15 protein-coding genes are annotated in these 15,787 nt (G+C 62.7%); 6 read left to right on the top strand and 9 right to left on the bottom strand.

The window, feature by feature from the left end; genetic code table 11:
* The first annotated feature begins 99 nt into the window (after positions 1 to 99).
* From HU737_RS01515 to HU737_RS01495, 5 genes are all read left to right on the top strand, one after another.
* On the top strand, positions 100 to 1,593 hold the full coding sequence (locus tag HU737_RS01515; RefSeq protein WP_186554021.1) for an RNA polymerase factor sigma-54: 1,494 nt from the start codon (positions 100 to 102) through the stop codon (positions 1,591 to 1,593).
* Between the two features lie 78 nt (positions 1,594 to 1,671).
* The gene (gene hpf / locus HU737_RS01510; RefSeq protein ID WP_023629086.1) at positions 1,672 to 1,980 is read left to right on the top strand and encodes a ribosome hibernation-promoting factor, HPF/YfiA family; all 309 of its coding nucleotides are present in this window, start codon (positions 1,672 to 1,674) and stop codon (positions 1,978 to 1,980) included.
* Between the two features lie 12 nt (positions 1,981 to 1,992).
* A complete protein-coding gene (gene ptsN, locus HU737_RS01505; RefSeq protein ID WP_186554022.1) occupies positions 1,993 to 2,457 on the top strand; it encodes a PTS IIA-like nitrogen regulatory protein PtsN in 465 nt (154 codons plus the stop codon).
* A 2-nt stretch (positions 2,458 to 2,459) separates the two neighbouring features.
* Positions 2,460 to 3,314, top strand: a complete 855-nt coding sequence (rapZ, locus tag HU737_RS01500; RefSeq protein WP_186554023.1) for an RNase adapter RapZ — start codon at positions 2,460 to 2,462, stop codon at positions 3,312 to 3,314.
* Between the two features lie 20 nt (positions 3,315 to 3,334).
* The gene (locus HU737_RS01495; RefSeq protein WP_186554024.1) at positions 3,335 to 3,607 is read left to right on the top strand and encodes an HPr family phosphocarrier protein; all 273 of its coding nucleotides are present in this window, start codon (positions 3,335 to 3,337) and stop codon (positions 3,605 to 3,607) included.
* A gap of 45 nt (positions 3,608 to 3,652) precedes the next feature.
* On the opposite strand, the gene HU737_RS01490 is transcribed toward HU737_RS01495, so the two are convergent.
* From HU737_RS01490 to pmbA, 6 genes are all read right to left on the bottom strand, one after another.
* Positions 3,653 to 4,546 (bottom strand): ZIP family metal transporter, encoded by an 894-nt coding sequence (locus tag HU737_RS01490; RefSeq protein ID WP_186554025.1) that lies wholly within the window; start codon positions 4,544 to 4,546, stop codon positions 3,653 to 3,655.
* Positions 4,547 to 4,557: 11 nt separating this feature from the next.
* A complete protein-coding gene (locus HU737_RS01485; protein WP_186554026.1) occupies positions 4,558 to 5,169 on the bottom strand; it encodes a superoxide dismutase in 612 nt (203 codons plus the stop codon).
* Position 5,170: 1 nt separating this feature from the next.
* Positions 5,171 to 5,632, bottom strand: a complete 462-nt coding sequence (locus HU737_RS01480; protein ID WP_186554027.1) for a DUF2753 family protein — start codon at positions 5,630 to 5,632, stop codon at positions 5,171 to 5,173.
* A gap of 24 nt (positions 5,633 to 5,656) precedes the next feature.
* Positions 5,657 to 7,033, bottom strand: coding sequence for a class II fumarate hydratase (locus HU737_RS01475; RefSeq protein ID WP_186554028.1), 1,377 nt, complete (start codon positions 7,031 to 7,033; stop codon positions 5,657 to 5,659).
* Entirely contained in the window at positions 7,026 to 7,427 is a 402-nt protein-coding gene (locus tag HU737_RS01470) for a FagA protein (protein ID WP_186554029.1), read from the bottom strand. The genes HU737_RS01475 and HU737_RS01470 overlap by 8 nt, the downstream gene beginning before the upstream one ends.
* Positions 7,428 to 7,643: 216 nt before the next feature.
* The gene (pmbA, locus tag HU737_RS01465; protein ID WP_186554030.1) at positions 7,644 to 8,990 is read right to left on the bottom strand and encodes a metalloprotease PmbA; all 1,347 of its coding nucleotides are present in this window, start codon (positions 8,988 to 8,990) and stop codon (positions 7,644 to 7,646) included.
* 108 nt (positions 8,991 to 9,098) lie between these two features.
* Here pmbA and yjgA point away from each other — a divergent pair, with 108 nt between their 5' ends.
* A complete protein-coding gene (yjgA, locus tag HU737_RS01460) occupies positions 9,099 to 9,620 on the top strand; it encodes a ribosome biogenesis factor YjgA (RefSeq protein WP_186554031.1) in 522 nt (173 codons plus the stop codon).
* A 36-nt stretch (positions 9,621 to 9,656) separates the two neighbouring features.
* On the opposite strand, the gene tldD is transcribed toward yjgA, so the two are convergent.
* The 3 genes from tldD to HU737_RS01445 are packed head-to-tail and all read right to left on the bottom strand — an operon-like array spanning position 9,657 to position 15,780.
* A complete protein-coding gene (gene tldD / locus HU737_RS01455; RefSeq protein ID WP_186554032.1) occupies positions 9,657 to 11,096 on the bottom strand; it encodes a metalloprotease TldD in 1,440 nt (479 codons plus the stop codon).
* Positions 11,097 to 11,098: 2 nt separating this feature from the next.
* Positions 11,099 to 11,950, bottom strand: a complete 852-nt coding sequence (locus tag HU737_RS01450) for a carbon-nitrogen hydrolase family protein (RefSeq protein ID WP_186554033.1) — start codon at positions 11,948 to 11,950, stop codon at positions 11,099 to 11,101.
* A gap of 8 nt (positions 11,951 to 11,958) precedes the next feature.
* On the bottom strand, positions 11,959 to 15,780 hold the full coding sequence (locus HU737_RS01445; protein ID WP_186554034.1) for a YhdP family protein: 3,822 nt from the start codon (positions 15,778 to 15,780) through the stop codon (positions 11,959 to 11,961).
* Positions 15,781 to 15,787 lie beyond the last annotated feature (7 nt).

The following is a 15,787-nucleotide window of genomic DNA, read 5'->3' as shown; positions in this document are numbered from 1 at the left end:
CAAATTAAGGCATATAACTTGCTTGAAATTGGCGCCGCGGCGCCCTTCGTGTAGTGGATGGCGCATGCGCGCCGGCGAACAAGGTATTAAGCCCCAGCCATGAAACCATCGCTCGTCCTAAAAATGGGCCAGCAACTGACGATGACCCCTCAGTTGCAACAGGCCATTCGTCTGCTTCAGCTCTCCACCCTGGACCTTCAACAGGAAATCCAGGAGGCGCTGGAATCCAACCCGATGCTCGAACGTCAGGAAGACGGCGAGGACTTCGACAACAGCGACCCGATGGCCGATAACGCCGAGAGCAAGCCGGCTGCCGAAGCTCAGGACAACAGTTTCCAGGAAAGCACCGTCTCCACCGAGAACCTCGAGGACGGCGAATGGAGCGAGCGCATCCCCAACGAATTACCAGTCGACACCGCCTGGGAAGATATCTACCAGACCAGTGCCAGCAGCCTGCCCAGCAACGATGACGACGAGTGGGATTTCACCACCCGCACCTCTGCTGGCGAAAGCCTGCAAAGCCACCTGCTGTGGCAACTGAACCTGGCGCCGATGTCCGACACCGACCGCCTGATCGCGGTCACCCTGATCGACAGCATCAACCAGCAGGGCTACCTGGAAGACACCCTCGAGGAAATCTGCGCAGGGTTCGACCCGGAGCTGGATATCGAGCTCGATGAGGTCGAGGCAGTTCTGCACCGCATCCAACAGTTCGAGCCAGCCGGCGTCGCCGCGCGCACCCTGGGCGAATGCCTGCTGCTGCAACTGCGCCAACTGCCCGGCAACACGCCGTGGATGGCCGAGGCCCAGCGCCTGGTCACCGACTTCATCGACCTGCTCGGCAGCCGCGACTACAGCCAGCTGATGCGCCGCATGAAGCTCAAGGAAGACGAGCTGCGCCAGGTCATCGAACTGGTACAGACCCTCAACCCACGCCCAGGCTCGCAGATCGAATCCAGCGAACCTGAGTACGTGGTGCCCGACGTGATCGTGCGCAAGGACAGCGAGCGCTGGCTGGTCGAGCTGAACCAGGAAGCCATCCCACGCCTGCGGGTCAACCCGCAGTACGCAGGCTTCGTGCGCCGCGCCGACACCAGCGCCGACAACACCTTCATGCGCAATCAGCTGCAGGAAGCGCGCTGGTTCATCAAGAGCCTGCAAAGCCGCAACGAGACCCTGATGAAGGTGGCCACGCAGATCGTCGAGCACCAGCGTGGCTTCCTCGACCATGGCGACGAGGCGATGAAGCCGTTGGTTCTGCATGACATCGCCGAAGCGGTGGGCATGCACGAGTCGACGATTTCCCGGGTTACCACCCAGAAATACATGCACACCCCGCGTGGCATCTACGAACTGAAATACTTTTTCTCAAGCCACGTGAGCACCGCCGAAGGCGGCGAATGCTCGTCTACGGCGATCCGCGCGATCATCAAGAAATTGGTTGCGGCGGAAAATCAGAAAAAGCCATTGAGTGACAGCAAGATCGCTGGTTTACTGGAGGCACAAGGCATCCAGGTAGCCCGTCGCACCGTCGCCAAGTACCGCGAGTCGCTCGGCATCGCACCGTCGAGTGAACGCAAGCGACTGATGTAGCCCCGGGATGTGCCACAGCGTTTGTGTGGCAGGTGCAATACCTGCCTCTTTATGCACGGGCAACAAAGGAGAAGCTGTATGCAAGTCAACATCAGTGGACAGCATGTAGAAGTTACCCAACCTCTTCGCGACTATGTGCTTGAAAAGCTCGCCCGCGTGGAGGGTCACTTCGACAAGATCACCAACGTGACGGTGATCATGAAGGTTGAAAAGCTTCAGCAGAAAATTGAAGCGACCCTGCAGATTCCCGGCGGCGAAGTGGTTGCCAATGCCGAACACCAAGACATGTATGCAGCGATCGATGCTTTGGCTGACAAGCTCGACCGCCAATTGAAAAAACATAAGGAAAAACAGCAAAGCCTGCTGCAAGGTGCAGCCGCCCGCTGATCCCCCTCATCCATGATCCGACTTGAAACCATCCTGACCCCCGGCCGTTCCCTCGTGAACGTGCCGGGCGGCAGTAAAAAGCGCGCCCTGGAAAAGGTCGCCAACGTGATTGCCGAGCAAATCCCCGAGCTGGAGATGCAGGACGTCTTCGAGAAGCTTATCGCCCGCGAAAAGCTTGGCTCCACCGGATTTGGCAATGGCATCGCCATTCCTCACTGCCGCCTCGAAGGCTGCACGGCGCCGGTCAGTGCGCTGCTGCACCTGGATGCCCCTATCGACTACGATGCCATCGATGGTGCGCCAGTGGACTTGCTGTTCGTCCTGCTGGTACCCGAAGCTGCCACCGATGCCCACCTTGAGCTGCTGCGCCAGATTGCCAGCATGCTCGATCGCGAGGACGTTCGTAAGCGCCTGCGTGCTGCTGACAGCAACGAGGCCCTCTACCAGGTCGTCCTGGACGTACAAAACGGGAGCTGAACATGCGCCTGATCATCGTCAGCGGCCGTTCCGGTTCCGGCAAGAGCACTGCCCTTGCCGTGCTGGAAGACAACGGCTATTACTGCATCGACAACCTCCCCGCCGGGTTGCTGCCGCAGCTGGCGGAAAATGCGCTGATCAACACCGAACTGATGCAACCCAAGGTTGCCGTGTCGATCGACGCGCGTAACCTGCCCAGCCATCTGTCGCGCTTCCCAGAGCTGCTCGAAGAGGCGCGCGCGCGGCACATTCAATGCGACGTACTGTATCTGGACGCCGACGAAGACACGCTGCTCAAGCGCTTCTCCGAGACGCGCAGACGCCATCCGCTGACCAACGCCGATCGCTCCCTGGCTGAAGCGATCCGGGTTGAAAGCGAACTGCTCGGGCCGATCGCCGACTTGGCCGACCTGAAGATCGACACCACCAACCTCAACCTTTACCAGCTGCGTGACTCGATCAAGCTGCGCCTGCTCAACCAACCCGAGCCTGGCACGGCTTTTTTGGTTGAATCCTTCGGCTTCAAGCGGGGCATGCCGGTTGATGCCGACCTGGTGTTCGATGTGCGCTGCCTGCCTAACCCGTACTGGAAGCCAGAGCTGCGTGAGCATTCCGGCCTTGAACAGCCGGTGATCGATTATTTGGCTGCACAGCCCGATGTCGAGGAGATGTACCAGGATATCTCCAGCTACTTGCTCAAATGGCTGCCACGCTTCGCCGCCAGCAACCGCGCCTATGTCACTATCGCCATCGGCTGCACGGGTGGTCATCACCGCTCGGTGTACCTGACCGAACGCCTCGGCCAGTCGCTGCAGCAAACCCTGAAAAACGTCCAGGTCCGCCACCGCGACCTCTAGCCCACAGGATCCACCCAACGATGCCCGCCCGCGAAATCACCATCATCAACAAGCTGGGGCTGCATGCCCGGGCGGCGGCAAAGTTCGTCGGCGTGGCCGGGCGCTACCCGTGCCAGGTGAGGGTTGGCCGCGCGCCAGACAAACTGGTCGATGGCAAAAGCATCATGGCCGTGATGATGCTCGCCGCAGGTAAAGGCACCCAGGTGCACCTGCATACCGAGGGCGAGCAGGACCACGATGCCCTTGAAGCGCTGGTGGCGCTGATCAACAACTATTTCGACGAAGGCGAGTAAGACGCTGAAGAACGTCGGGGCCGTAAAGCGGCCCCAAGAACTAAATCAGGCCATCGCCGTATCCATCACCATCATCAGGCAGAAGCCAATACACAGCCCCAAACTGGCCAGACGATGATGGCCATTGCTGCGCGATTCCGGAATGATCTCCTGGGTCACCACCAGCAACATCGCCCCCGCCGCGCAGGCCAGGCCCAACGGCAACAGCAGTTCAGCGACATTGACCAGCCAGGCGCAAATCACCGCCGCCAATGGCTCGACCAGCCCAGAAGCGGCGCCGATCAAGAACGCCTTGAACCGCGACATCCCCGCCCCCGCCAAGACCAAGGCGATCACCAACCCTTCAGGCACATCCTGCAAGGCGATGCCCATGGCCAGGCTGTCGGCATCGGCCATACCGCCGCCCGCCGACACGCCAATGGCCATGCCTTCGGGAATGTTGTGGGCAATGATGGCGATGACGAACAGCCAGATCCGCGCGGCGATCACCGGCTGATTGTCGCTGCCGACCAAGGCTTCCGGCGATGCGCCGGAGACTTTCAGGTCGACCAGAAACAGGCACAAGGCACCGAACAACAGGCCAAAACTGATCACGCCACCGGCGCCCCAAGGGCTGAAACCGATGGCCTGGGCCGCATCCAGGCCGGGGATGATCAGCGAGAATGCAGTGGCCGCCAGCATCACCCCGGCGCCAAAACCCAGCAATGTGTCCGCCAGGGCAACCGGCATGTTGCGGATGACCAACACCGGTACTGCGCCCAGCGCCGTGCCCAATGCACACAATGCGCCGCCCTCCAGGGCCCGCAGCATGCGCGGTTCCAGGTCCAACCAGTCGATGCCACGCGCCACCAGCAGCGCGGTGCCGACCAGCAACAGCAAAGTCCCTAGCGCCAGTCGAAACAGGCGCACACTGCTGACAGACATCACCTCAGAGCGCATACCGGGTCAACTCACTTCAGGGCTTCAAGGTAACGGCGTTCCACTTCAGCCCAATCGACGACGTTGTAAAACGCACCGATGTATTCCGGGCGGCGGTTCTGGTACTTGAGGTAGTAAGCGTGCTCCCAGACGTCCAGGCCGAGGATCGGCGTGTTGCCGTGCATCAGCGGGCTGTCCTGGTTGCCGCTGCTTTCCACGACCAGCGTGTTCCCGGGGGTCACGCTCAACCAGGCCCAGCCGCTGCCAAAGCGGGTCAGGGCAGCCTTGGTGAAGGCGTCCTTGAATGCCTCGAAACCACCTAGCTGCTCATCGATGGCCTTGGCCACCTGACCCTGTGGCAAACCGCCGCCCTTGGGCGACATCACCGTCCAGAACAAGCTGTGGTTAGCATGACCACCGCCCTGGTTGATCACTGCGCCCTGCAGCTTTTCCGGCAGTTGCTTGACCGCACCCACCAGTTGCTCAACCGGCCATTCGGCCCACTCGGTGCCTTCGATGGCGGCATTGAGGTTGTTGATGTAGGTCTGGTGGTGCTTGCTGTGGTGGATCTCCATGGTCTGGGTATCGATGTGCGGCTCCAGGGCATCGTAGGCGTAAGGCAAGGCAGGCAAGGTATGCGGCATGTCAGTGGATTCCGTAGGCTAATGGGCGATGAGTGACGTCCACCTGGGCAGCCAGCTCGCTCGCCTCAGGTGCGTGGCGATTGAGCAGGCGCTCGGTGCGCGGGTACTGGCCGTACTCGGCAATGAAGTTCAGCAGCTCGGTGTAGGTACGCCCGCTGTGACGCAGCGCTGCGTCACGCAGGGCCTGGGGCAGGCGCGCCTCCTGGCTGGCCTGGAGCAGCCGCTGGTGCGCGGCGCACAGGTAATCGGCGCTCTCGTGCGGCTGGTTCAGGCGCAGGTGCAAATCGGCCAGGTTGTGGTGGGCGATGACGAAAGCGGCGACCGCTTCGTCGACGTCATGCCAGCGCTCGAGCAGCACCTGGGCCAGGGCCAGGGCTTGTAGGTAATGTTCCCGGGCATCGACCAGCTCGCCTTGTTCGAACAAGCGATTGGCGTAATCCGTGGTGCGTTTCCAGTGCTGCATGACGTGCCTCCAGGGCGACTCTGATCAGATGCCGCCAGCAGTGAGTTTTTCCGGATCGAGTAGCGTTTGGAGCTGATCGCGGGACAGGTCGGTGTGCTCCAGCGCCACATCGATGATCGGCCGACCTTGCTTGTAGGCGGTCTTGGCAATCTCGGCGGCCTTCAGGTAACCGATGATCGGGTTCAGCGCGGTAACCAGGATCGGATTGCGCGACAGCGCTTCTTTGAGCTTGGCGTCGTTGACCTTGAAGCTGGCAATGGCCTTGTCGGCCAGCAGGCGGCTGGCGTTGGCCATCAGCTCGATGCTTTCCAGCAGGTTGCGGGCGATGACCGGCAGCATCACGTTCAGCTCGAAGTTGCCTGACTGGCCGGCGACGGCGATGGTGGCGTCGTTGCCGATCACTTGCGCGGCGACCATGGCAGTGGCTTCCGGAATCACCGGATTGACCTTGCCCGGCATGATCGAGGAGCCCGGCTGCAGCGCCTCCAACTCGATCTCACCGAGGCCGGCCAGGGGGCCGGAGTTCATCCAGCGCAGGTCGTTGGCGATCTTCATCAGCGCCACGGCAGTGGTCTTGAGCTGGCCAGACAGGGCGACGGCAGTGTCCTGCGAGCCGATCAGGGCGAACAGGTTGTCACCTGGGGTGAATTCGACGTGGGTCAGGCCGCTGAGCTGGCGGGCGAAACCTGCCGCAAACTGCGGGTGGGCGTTGATCCCGGTGCCCACGGCAGTGCCGCCTTGCGCCAGCGCTTGCAGGCTCGGCAGGGTGGCTTCGATATGCGCCTGGGCCGCTTTGACTTGCGCGCCCCAGCCGCCGAGCACCTGGCTCATGCGCACCGGCATGGCGTCCATCAGGTGGGTCCGGCCGGTCTTGACGTACTGGTGTACCTCAGCGGCCTTGGCATCGATCACCTGGACCAGGTGGCGCAAGGCTGGCAACAGCTGCTCATGCAGGGCCAGTGCCGCGCTGACGTGGATGGTGGTGGGGATGATGTCGTTGCTGCTCTGCCCGCAGTTGACGTGGTCGTTGGCATTGACCTGCTCGCCCAGCACACGGCTGGCCAAGGTCGCGATCACCTCGTTGGCGTTCATGTTCGAACTGGTGCCGGAGCCGGTCTGGTAGACGTCGACCGGGAAGTGCTGGATGAAGTCCTCGGTCAGCAGTTGCTCGACGGCCTTGACGATGGCCTGGCCTTGCGCCGGGGAGAGCTGCTCCAGCTCGACGTTGGCCTTGGCCGCCGCGGCTTTGGCCAGCAGCAGCGCGCGGATGAACTGAGCCGGCATGCGCTGGCCGCTGATCGGGAAGTTGTCGACCGCGCGCTGGGTTTGGGCGCCGTACAGGGCCTGAACCGGCACCTGCAGCTCACCCATGCTGTCACGCTCGATACGGGTATCACTCATCATCAAATCCTTGCATCAGTTCATCGGGAGAAATCGAAGGTAGCAACACACAATTAGCCAATTGCAGGGCATAAGGTTGCCACCTGAGGTTTTGCTCGCGGCGGTCGAGGTTGCGCAGGTCGAGCAGTGGTCGCCAGGCCTGGTCCAGGCACTGGCAGCGCCAATGCCATGGCAGCATGCGATCGCAGGCGGTATCGAGCAGCAGGCGGAATGAGGTCAGGGCGACCGTCCATGGCGAGGTCTCGGTGCAGCACACCAGATAGCGACCTTCGGCCAGGTAGTGCTCGATCAAGCGCGGCTCGTCAGGTTCGAGGGCGCAGCGAATACGCCGACTGAGCCAGCGCCAGTTTTCCAGGTAGGGCAACTCGTGGAGGACGGTTTTCATGAACATCATCGCCGGGTGCTTGGATAATGATATTCATTATTAAGTGATAAATAGAATCACTTCAAGTGCAGAGCGATAAACAAAAAACCCGGCGCGATGGCCGGGTTTGGTCTGACAGTCAGGGAAAGTGCGCGATTGAGCTTACCCTGCGATAGTGAACGCTCTGCTGACGCGCTCGTTTGAGCGGACGCTATCGCGGGGCAAGCCCGCTCCCACGAGCTAGACTCAGCTGCCTGCTACTGTCATGCGCTCAATCAGTACCGAGCCGCTGTGAATATTGCTACGCGTTTCGATATCGCTGCCAATCGCTACAATTTGCTGGAACATGTCTTTCATATTGCCGGCGATAGTCACCTCCTGCACCGGAAACTGGATCTCGCCATGTTCGACCCAGAAGCCCGCCGCACCGCGTGAGTAGTCACCGGTGACCATGTTCAGGCCATGCCCCATCAGCTCAGTCACCAACAAGCCACGGCCCATGCGCCGGATCAACGCCGCCTGGTCTTCCTCGCCATGGGTAACGAACAGGTTGTGCACCCCTCCCGAGTTAGCGGTGCTGGGCAAACCCAGCTTGCGCCCGGAGTACGTGCCCAGCAGGTAGGACACCAGCTCGCCGTTTTCGACGAACGGCTTGGCATAGGTTGCCAGGCCATCACCATCGAAGGCAGCACTGCCCAACGCTCGCGGCAGGTGCGGGCGCTCGTCGAGGGTCAGCCAGGAAGGGAACAAGCGCTGGCCAATAGCGCCTTCCAGGAACGACGACTTGCGATACAAGTTGCCGCCGGAAATCGCCCCCAGGAAGCTGCCGAACAAGCCACCGGCAAGCTCTGCCGAGAACAGCACCGGCACTTCACAGGTCGGCACCGGCCGCGCGCCCAGACGACTGGCCGCACGCTGCGCGGCACGCAGGCCGATGCTGCGGGGGTCGGCCAACAGCTCGCCCTGGCGGTTGACGTCGTACCAGTAATCGCGCTGCATCTGCCCGTCGCCTTCGGCGATCATCACGCAACTGAGGCTGTGCCGCGTGGAGGCATAGCCGCCGATGAAGCCATGGCTATTGCCATAGACCCGGCAACCCTGGTGGGTATTGAGGGTGGTGCCATCGGCGTTCTTGATCCGCGCATCGGCCTCGAACGCAGCCGCTTCACAGGCCAGGGCCTTTTCAATGGCTTGCTCCGGATCGATGTCCCAGTCGTGGTACAGGTCAAGCTCGGGGATATCCCGGGCCATCAGCGCGGCATCGGCCAAACCTGCGCACTCGTCCTCAGAGGTGTGCTTGGCAATCGCCAAGGCTGCTGCAACCGTTTCGCGAATCGCCTCCGGGCCACTCGCCGAGGTGCTGGCCGAGCCCTTGCGCTGGCCAACATAGAGGGTGATGCCAAAGCCTTGGTCACGGTTGAACTCGACCGTTTCCACTTCGCGCTGGCGCACCGTGGTGGACAACCCCTGCTCCAGCGACACCGCGACCTCGCAAGCGCTGGCGCCTTGGCGACGCGCCTCGGCAACGATCGCTTCGACTTGCTCCTGCAATGCCGGCAGGTCCTTGGGGCCTATGCTCTGGACTGCACTCATGGTCTTCTCCACTCAAATTCTGCTTACGGCGAGGGTCATTCTACGACCGGGCCGGACAAGCGGCCCCCGACTGGTTATCATGGCGGCGTTTTCCAGCGGACTGCCACCATGGTTGATTCATACGACGACGCCTTCGACGGCGAAAAAAGCAAAACCCAGATCAAGCGCGAGCTGCATGCGCTGGTCGAACTGGGCGAGCGCCTGACCACGCTCAAGCCCGACACCCTGGCTCTACTGCCCCTGACCGATGGCCTGCGCAAAGCGCTGGCCGAATCGAGCAAGCACACCGCGCACGGCGCCCGCAAACGTCACATGTCGTTTGTCGGCAAGCTGATGCGCGACCAGGACCTTGACGCGATCCTCGCCCTGCTCGATCAGATCGACAGTTCGACCCGCCAGTACAACGAGCGTTTCCATGGCCTGGAGCGCTGGCGTGATCGCTTGGTCGACGGCACTGACGAAGACCTGGAGCGTTTCATCAACGAGTACCCCGAGGCCGACCGTCAGCACCTGCGTTCGCTGATCCGTCATGCCCAGCACGAAAAGGCCCGGAACAAACCGCCGGCCGCTGCGCGCAAGGTGTTCAAATACATCCGCGAGCTCGACGAAACCCAGCGCGGCCTGCGCTGAGTAACGTCATTTGGGGCTGCAGCGCAGCCCCAGAAATCACCCGCCGGTTCCGCCAACGGTAATCGCATCCAGTTTCAGCGTCGGCTGCCCAACGCCTACCGGCACCGACTGGCCATCCTTGCCACAGGTCCCGACACCACTGTCCAGGGCCAGGTCATTGCCGACCATCGATACCCGGCTCATCGCCTCCGGACCATTGCCAATCAACGTCGCACCTTTGACGGGCGCGGTGATTTTGCCGTCTTCGATCAAGTACGCCTCGCTGGTGGAGAAGACGAACTTGCCGCTGGTGATATCGACCTGACCGCCGCCCAGGTTGGCGCAGTAGATGCCCTTCTTGACCGAAGCGATGATCTCCGCCGGATCACTCTCGCCCGCACGCATGTAGGTGTTGGTCATGCGCGGCATCGGCAGGTGGGCGTAGGACTCACGCCGGCCATTACCGGTGACGGCCATGCCCATCAGGCGTGCGTTGAGCTTGTCCTGCATATAGCCTTTGAGGATGCCGTTCTCGATCAGCGTGGTGCACTCGGTCGGCGTGCCTTCGTCGTCGACGCTGAGCGAGCCACGGCGATCTTGCAGAGTGCCGTCATCGACGATGGTGCACAGGCTGGAGGCGACCTTCTGGCCAATCTTGCCGCTGTAGGCCGAGCTGCCCTTGCGGTTGAAGTCACCTTCCAGGCCATGCCCTACGGCTTCGTGCAGCAGCACCCCGGACCAGCCCGGCCCCAGCACCACAGGCAAGGTGCCTGCTGGCGCAGGCTGCGCTTCGAGGTTGACCAGCGCCTGACGCAAGGCCTCGCGGGCATACCCCATGACTCGCTCGTCGGTGAAGAAGCGGTAGTCGGTACGACCGCCACCGCCCTGCCCGCCGCGCTCGCGACGGCCATTCTGCTCGACGATCACGCTGACATTGAAGCGCACCAATGGGCGCACGTCGGCGGCCAGGCTGCCGTCAGCGGCGGCGACCAGGATGCGCTCCCAGACCCCAGCCATGCTCACGCTGACCTGCTGGATACGTGGATCGAGCGCACGCGTGGCGACATCGACGCGCTTGAGCAGCTCGACTTTCTCCGCCCGGCTGAGCACATCCAGCGGGTTGTTCGGCGCATACAAAGCAGCGACGTCCTGGCTGCGGAAGGCCTGTACCGTGCCGTTCTGGCCGGCGCGGGAGATCGAGCGGGCGGCACGGGCGGCCGAAGTCAGCGCTTCGAGGTTGATCGCGTTGCTGTAGGCGAAGCCGGTCTTCTCACCGGACAGGGCACGCACGCCCACACCTTGGTCAAGGTTGAAGCTGCCTTCCTTGACGATACCGTCTTCAAGGGCCCAGGTTTCCGAGATCTGCCCTTGGAAGTACAGGTCGGCGGCATCGATGCCTGGCCCGGCCAGCTCGCCCAGCACTGATTGCAGGCTGTCGAGGGTCAGACCGCCCGGCGCCAGCAGATGATCGCTGACAGTGGTTAACATCTCGCTCATAGTCACTCCGAGGTGTGCGCAGGCCGCAAGGCGTCCTGCGAGAAAAAGCGCCGGTGCTTGATCACCGGCATCCGCGCCCGTATGGACGCTTGTTCATCGCTGTCACGTTCTGCCAGCAGGACGGCTTCGCCGCTCGCCTGCTGCGCAACGATTCGCCCCCAGGGGTCGACAATCGCCGCATGACCGTGGGTTTCCCGGGGTCCGGGATGCGTGCCACCTTGCGCCGCAGCGAGCAGGTAGCACTGGGTTTCGATCGCCCGCGCGCGAATCAGCACCTCCCAGTGCGCCGCACCGGTCACGGCGGTAAAAGCCGCCGGCGCGGTAATCAGCTCCGCTCCGGCTGCACGCAAGGCACTGTACAGCTCGGGAAACCGCAGGTCGTAGCACACCGACAGGCCCACGCGTCCCACCGGCGTATCGGCAACCACCACTTGGCTGCCGTGGGCATAGTCATCGGACTCGCGATAGCGGCCGCGGTTGTCCGCAACATCGACATCGAACAGGTGCAGCTTGTCATAGCGAGCGGCCACCTCCCCGTGCTCGTCGATCAGCAGCGAGCAGGCATGCGACTTGGCCTCAGGCTGGCCGACCGGCGGCAACGGCAAAGTACCGGCGACAATCCATAACTTGAGGTCACGGGCGGTGCGTTTCAACCAGGGCAGGATCGGCCCTTGCCCGAATGCCTCGGCGCGACCGATGGCTGCGGCGTCACGGCGACCCATGGCGGCGAAGTTCTCCGGCAACACGGCCAGCCGTGCCCCGCCCTCAGCGGCTTGTTCGAGCAGGGCCTGGGCACGCTGCAGGTTGGCCAAAATGTCATCCTGGCTGACCATCTGAATCACCGCTGACTTCATCCCAGCTCCTAGCGCGACTTTTCGAAAGGTTTCACAAAGGTGATTTTAGGCTCTTTCCACGGCCCCTCGACGCGATAATGCACGCTGGCAAACCGCGCTACCCGATCACCGATCAACCGATCGACCAGGAACAGTGCGCCACCGATGGCCGGCGCCCCGACAATCAGCGCTGCCAGTGGCAGGTTATTGGTCACCGGCAGGGTCACTCGCAAGTTAGCGTTGACCCGGTCGCGGACCATGTCCAGGGTGCCATCGAGCTCGAAGTTGCTCGACGGCCCGGTAACAGTGATCGGCTCACGGGTCACGTAGACCCCCTCGCTGCCCACCAGCAGGCCTTTGACCCGATCATAGGCCAAGCCCTTGTCAAACAGGTCGGAAAAGTCCAGGCGCAGGCGCCGGCCGATCGAGTTGAAGTTCAACAAGCCAAATACCCGCAAGGCCTGGGCACTGCCCTCGACTTCGACGAACTGACCGGTGCGCAGCGCGGCATCGAGGCTGCCGGAGTAGCTTTTCAGCCCCACTGCAGCCGGCGAGCCAGGCCAGCGCCCGTCGACATCCAGGCGAAAATCTCGGCTGGTGACCGTTGGCGCAAAGCCAAAGCCCTTGAGCACATCAGCCAGGTTCTTGCCGTCCAACCGGCCCTTGTACCAACTGCCGGTAGCACCTGGATCGCCTTCCCAGCCGCCGCTGCCATCGATGTGCAGGCCTTTGATTTCGATGTCGATATCATCGAAAGAAACGCCGCGCGGGGTGGGGCGCAACTTCAACGCCCAGTTGCCGAACAGATCGTCGCCGCGGTACAGCTTGTCAATGGTCAGGTCCAGCGCGGGCACCTTGCGCGGGTCGAACGTGGCCAGCGGATCGGGGCCATCCTCGCTCTGGGTTTCGGCAGGATCGGCAGGCGGCAGACGCAAAGTCTGCAACTTGACCACCATCGGTTGCGCCTTGGCGTCGGGGATGCGTGCGTTGCCCATCACTTCGCGGCTGTCCAGGCGCAGGTCCCAGGCATTGGCAGCGCGGGCCAGGCGCACCACGGCCTGGTTCAAGTCCATGCCGAAGGCCTTGAGCTTACCGATGCTCAGGTCAACCCCTTGCAGATTCTGCCGGGCACTGCCGCCAGGGTCTTGTCCGGCGAAGCGTTGCGCCTGCTGCTGCCAGGGCTCCAGGTCCAACGTTTCCAGCCGGCCGCGCACGCGCAGGCCCTGACCAGAAGGCACTTGCGCCTCGCCCGTGCCCAGTAGCAACTCACCGCGGCCCTGATCCAGCTTGTCGCCAGGGGCGGCATAGGCAAAGCGGGCAAGATCGCTGTAAGCGGCATCGAATCGTCGTTCGGCGCCCTGCAGGGTCATGCTGAAGCGGCTATCGCGCGTCTGCTGGGCCGTCTTGCCAAACGGCGCCGGCAAATCGATGGCCAGCCCCTTGAGTGACGAATTGATGCTCAGGCGATTGTCCCGGCTGCCCAGGCTCAACTGCAGCTGATAAGGCAGCTCACCACTGGCTGGCAAGGTCTGCTTGAATTGCAGCCAGTCGGTCAGGGCCTTGAGCGCCACCTGGCCGGAGGCATTGATCCGGGTCTGCATCTGGCCAGGCTGACCTTCGGCGCTGATTTGCGCGCTGACCGGCTTGCCGAAGGCCTGCAAGGTGATGTCCTTGCCGCTCAGGCCTTTGTCGAGGTCGAAGCTGAAATCGCCTTTGAGCTTGTTCAATTCCAGGGTTGGCGGGGCGACTTTCAAGCGCGCATCAGCGGTGGTGAAATCCACCCGCACTTTCGGCCGTTCGCCGCGTGCCAAGGGAATATCCAGTTTGACCTTGCCCTTGAGCGGCCCTTCGCCTTCCCAGCCCGCAAAGATCTCGCCAGTGCCGATCGGTGCTTGCTGGAGGATCTTCAGGCCGTCGCCCAGGCCGCCATCGAAGTCGCCATCCAGATACAGATGACTGTGCTGGCCTTCTTCGACATGAGGAATATCGACGCTGACATCGCTGACTTGGGCATCGAGCAGCTGGCCGCGCTGGGCCTTGATGCGCACGCCGCTGTCTTCGATCAGCACATCACCGGCAACGTGCTGCACCTGCGGCCAGCCAGGCTGGAAGTCCAGCGCTGCATCGCGCACCTTGAAGAACAGGCTGATGCTGCGCGCCTCAGGCGTCGCGCCGTGGTTCAGCGAACCTTGATACTGGAAATAACCCTCATCGACCGTGCCTTTGACGATGGCGCTGCGCAGCCATTCATCGAGTGCCGGGCTGAGCACTTCAGGCAGGTACTTGGCGGTATAGCGCCCGTCGCCTTCGGTCAAGCCGACGCGCAGGTCCATGTAGTCTTCGCGCCCGTCTTCGAACAGCAGGCGGATGAGGAAGTCGCCAGCGATCTTGCCCTCCTCGCCCAGCACCTTGAGATAAGGCGCGATCAAGGTGAAGCCTTGTTTGTCCAGGCGCCAGTTCAGCTGGGCGTTGGCCTTCTGGTAATGCCAGGGTTTGGCGAAGATCGGGTACAGGTGCAGCATGAAGGCATCGGTATCCAGGCGCAGTTCGCCGTGTCCCAGGTCGCCGGCGATGCTGCCACTGACATTACCGGCCGCAGGCGCGCCGTGATAGGCATCGAAACCGACTCGCTCCAGGTTGGCGGCAAACTGCAAGCGCTGATCACCTTCGGCCTTGGGGCGGATATCCAGGTGCACATTGCGCAAGGCACCTGTCACGTTCAGGCCATCGACTACCGCCATGACTTTTTCCGGCAGCGGTGCCAGGGCATTGATCAGCGGCGTCAGCGGGGTCAAGTTGAGGCGGTCGGCCTGAACGGTCCAGGTTTCATCGGCAGGCGTCTGGCCCAATTGCTGGCGTGCTTGCAGGTGCGTTTCCCAGCGGGTCTTGCCGATGCTCGCCGCCAGCGAGTCGAGCACGACTGCATAGCCCTCTTTATCGCGCTGGACCCACGCCGAAAGCGCCAGGTCTTCCAGGCTTACCGCTTTGCGCTGGCCATAGCCGCCGCGTAACTGCGGGGCATTGAGGCGAACCACCGCCTGCTGCAATTGGCCTTTGCGCCAGTCGATCCACAGTTCACCGCCGGCCTTGAGGGCATTGGCCTGCCACTGGCCGAGCAAGCGCGGCGGCAACCAGCGCGCCCAATCGCTCTGCGGCAAGCTCAGGTAACCTTGCAACGAACCCTCACGCCAAGTACTGGCGCTGGCGCGACTGCGCAAATTGACTGCCAGCGGCTGGCCGTCCGGCAAGGTGGCACGCAGGTCGACGGCCTGGCGCGAGGCGCCGGCCTGCAGGCCAAGGCTCACGTAGGTGAGGGTCAGCGGGTCGCGCTGCCAGGGGTGCAGGGTCACCTGGCTGTCGAACACATCGATACGGCCCAGCTGCTGCAAGCGTTGCAGCGCTTGCGCAGGATCGAGCGGGCTATCGTCTTTTTTCGGCAGGCCTTCGAGCACCCAGGCGCCTTGCTCGTCCTCGCGCAGAATCAGTTGCAGGCCGCCCAGTTGAATACGTGCCAGGCGTATTTCGCGGGCCTTGAGGCTGGCCCACAGATCAGGCACCACCCGCACATCGTCCAGACGCAGGGCGTCAGCGCCCTCGCCCAATTGCAGATCACGCACGCGCAACACCGGTGCCAGGCCGCTCCAGCGCCCTTCCAGCGCACCTACGTGCACAGGCAAGCCCAAGGCCTGCTCGGCCTTGCTCTCTACATCAGCGCGGTATTCGGCTACCAGCGGTACCAGTTGCCGACCGAGGCTGACATACAGCGCCACCAGCACCGCCAACAGGGCGCACAGGCCCAGCCCCCAGCGGGTCAAGGCGCTCAGAACGCGGGTCAGACGTCCCATGGCCATGGCCCTC

The organism is Pseudomonas urmiensis, from assembly GCF_014268815.2.
Lineage (GTDB): Bacteria > Pseudomonadota > Gammaproteobacteria > Pseudomonadales > Pseudomonadaceae > Aquipseudomonas > Aquipseudomonas urmiensis.
The sequence above is the reverse complement of the archived record's forward strand: the minus strand, read 5'-3'. Positions and strand labels throughout refer to the sequence as shown.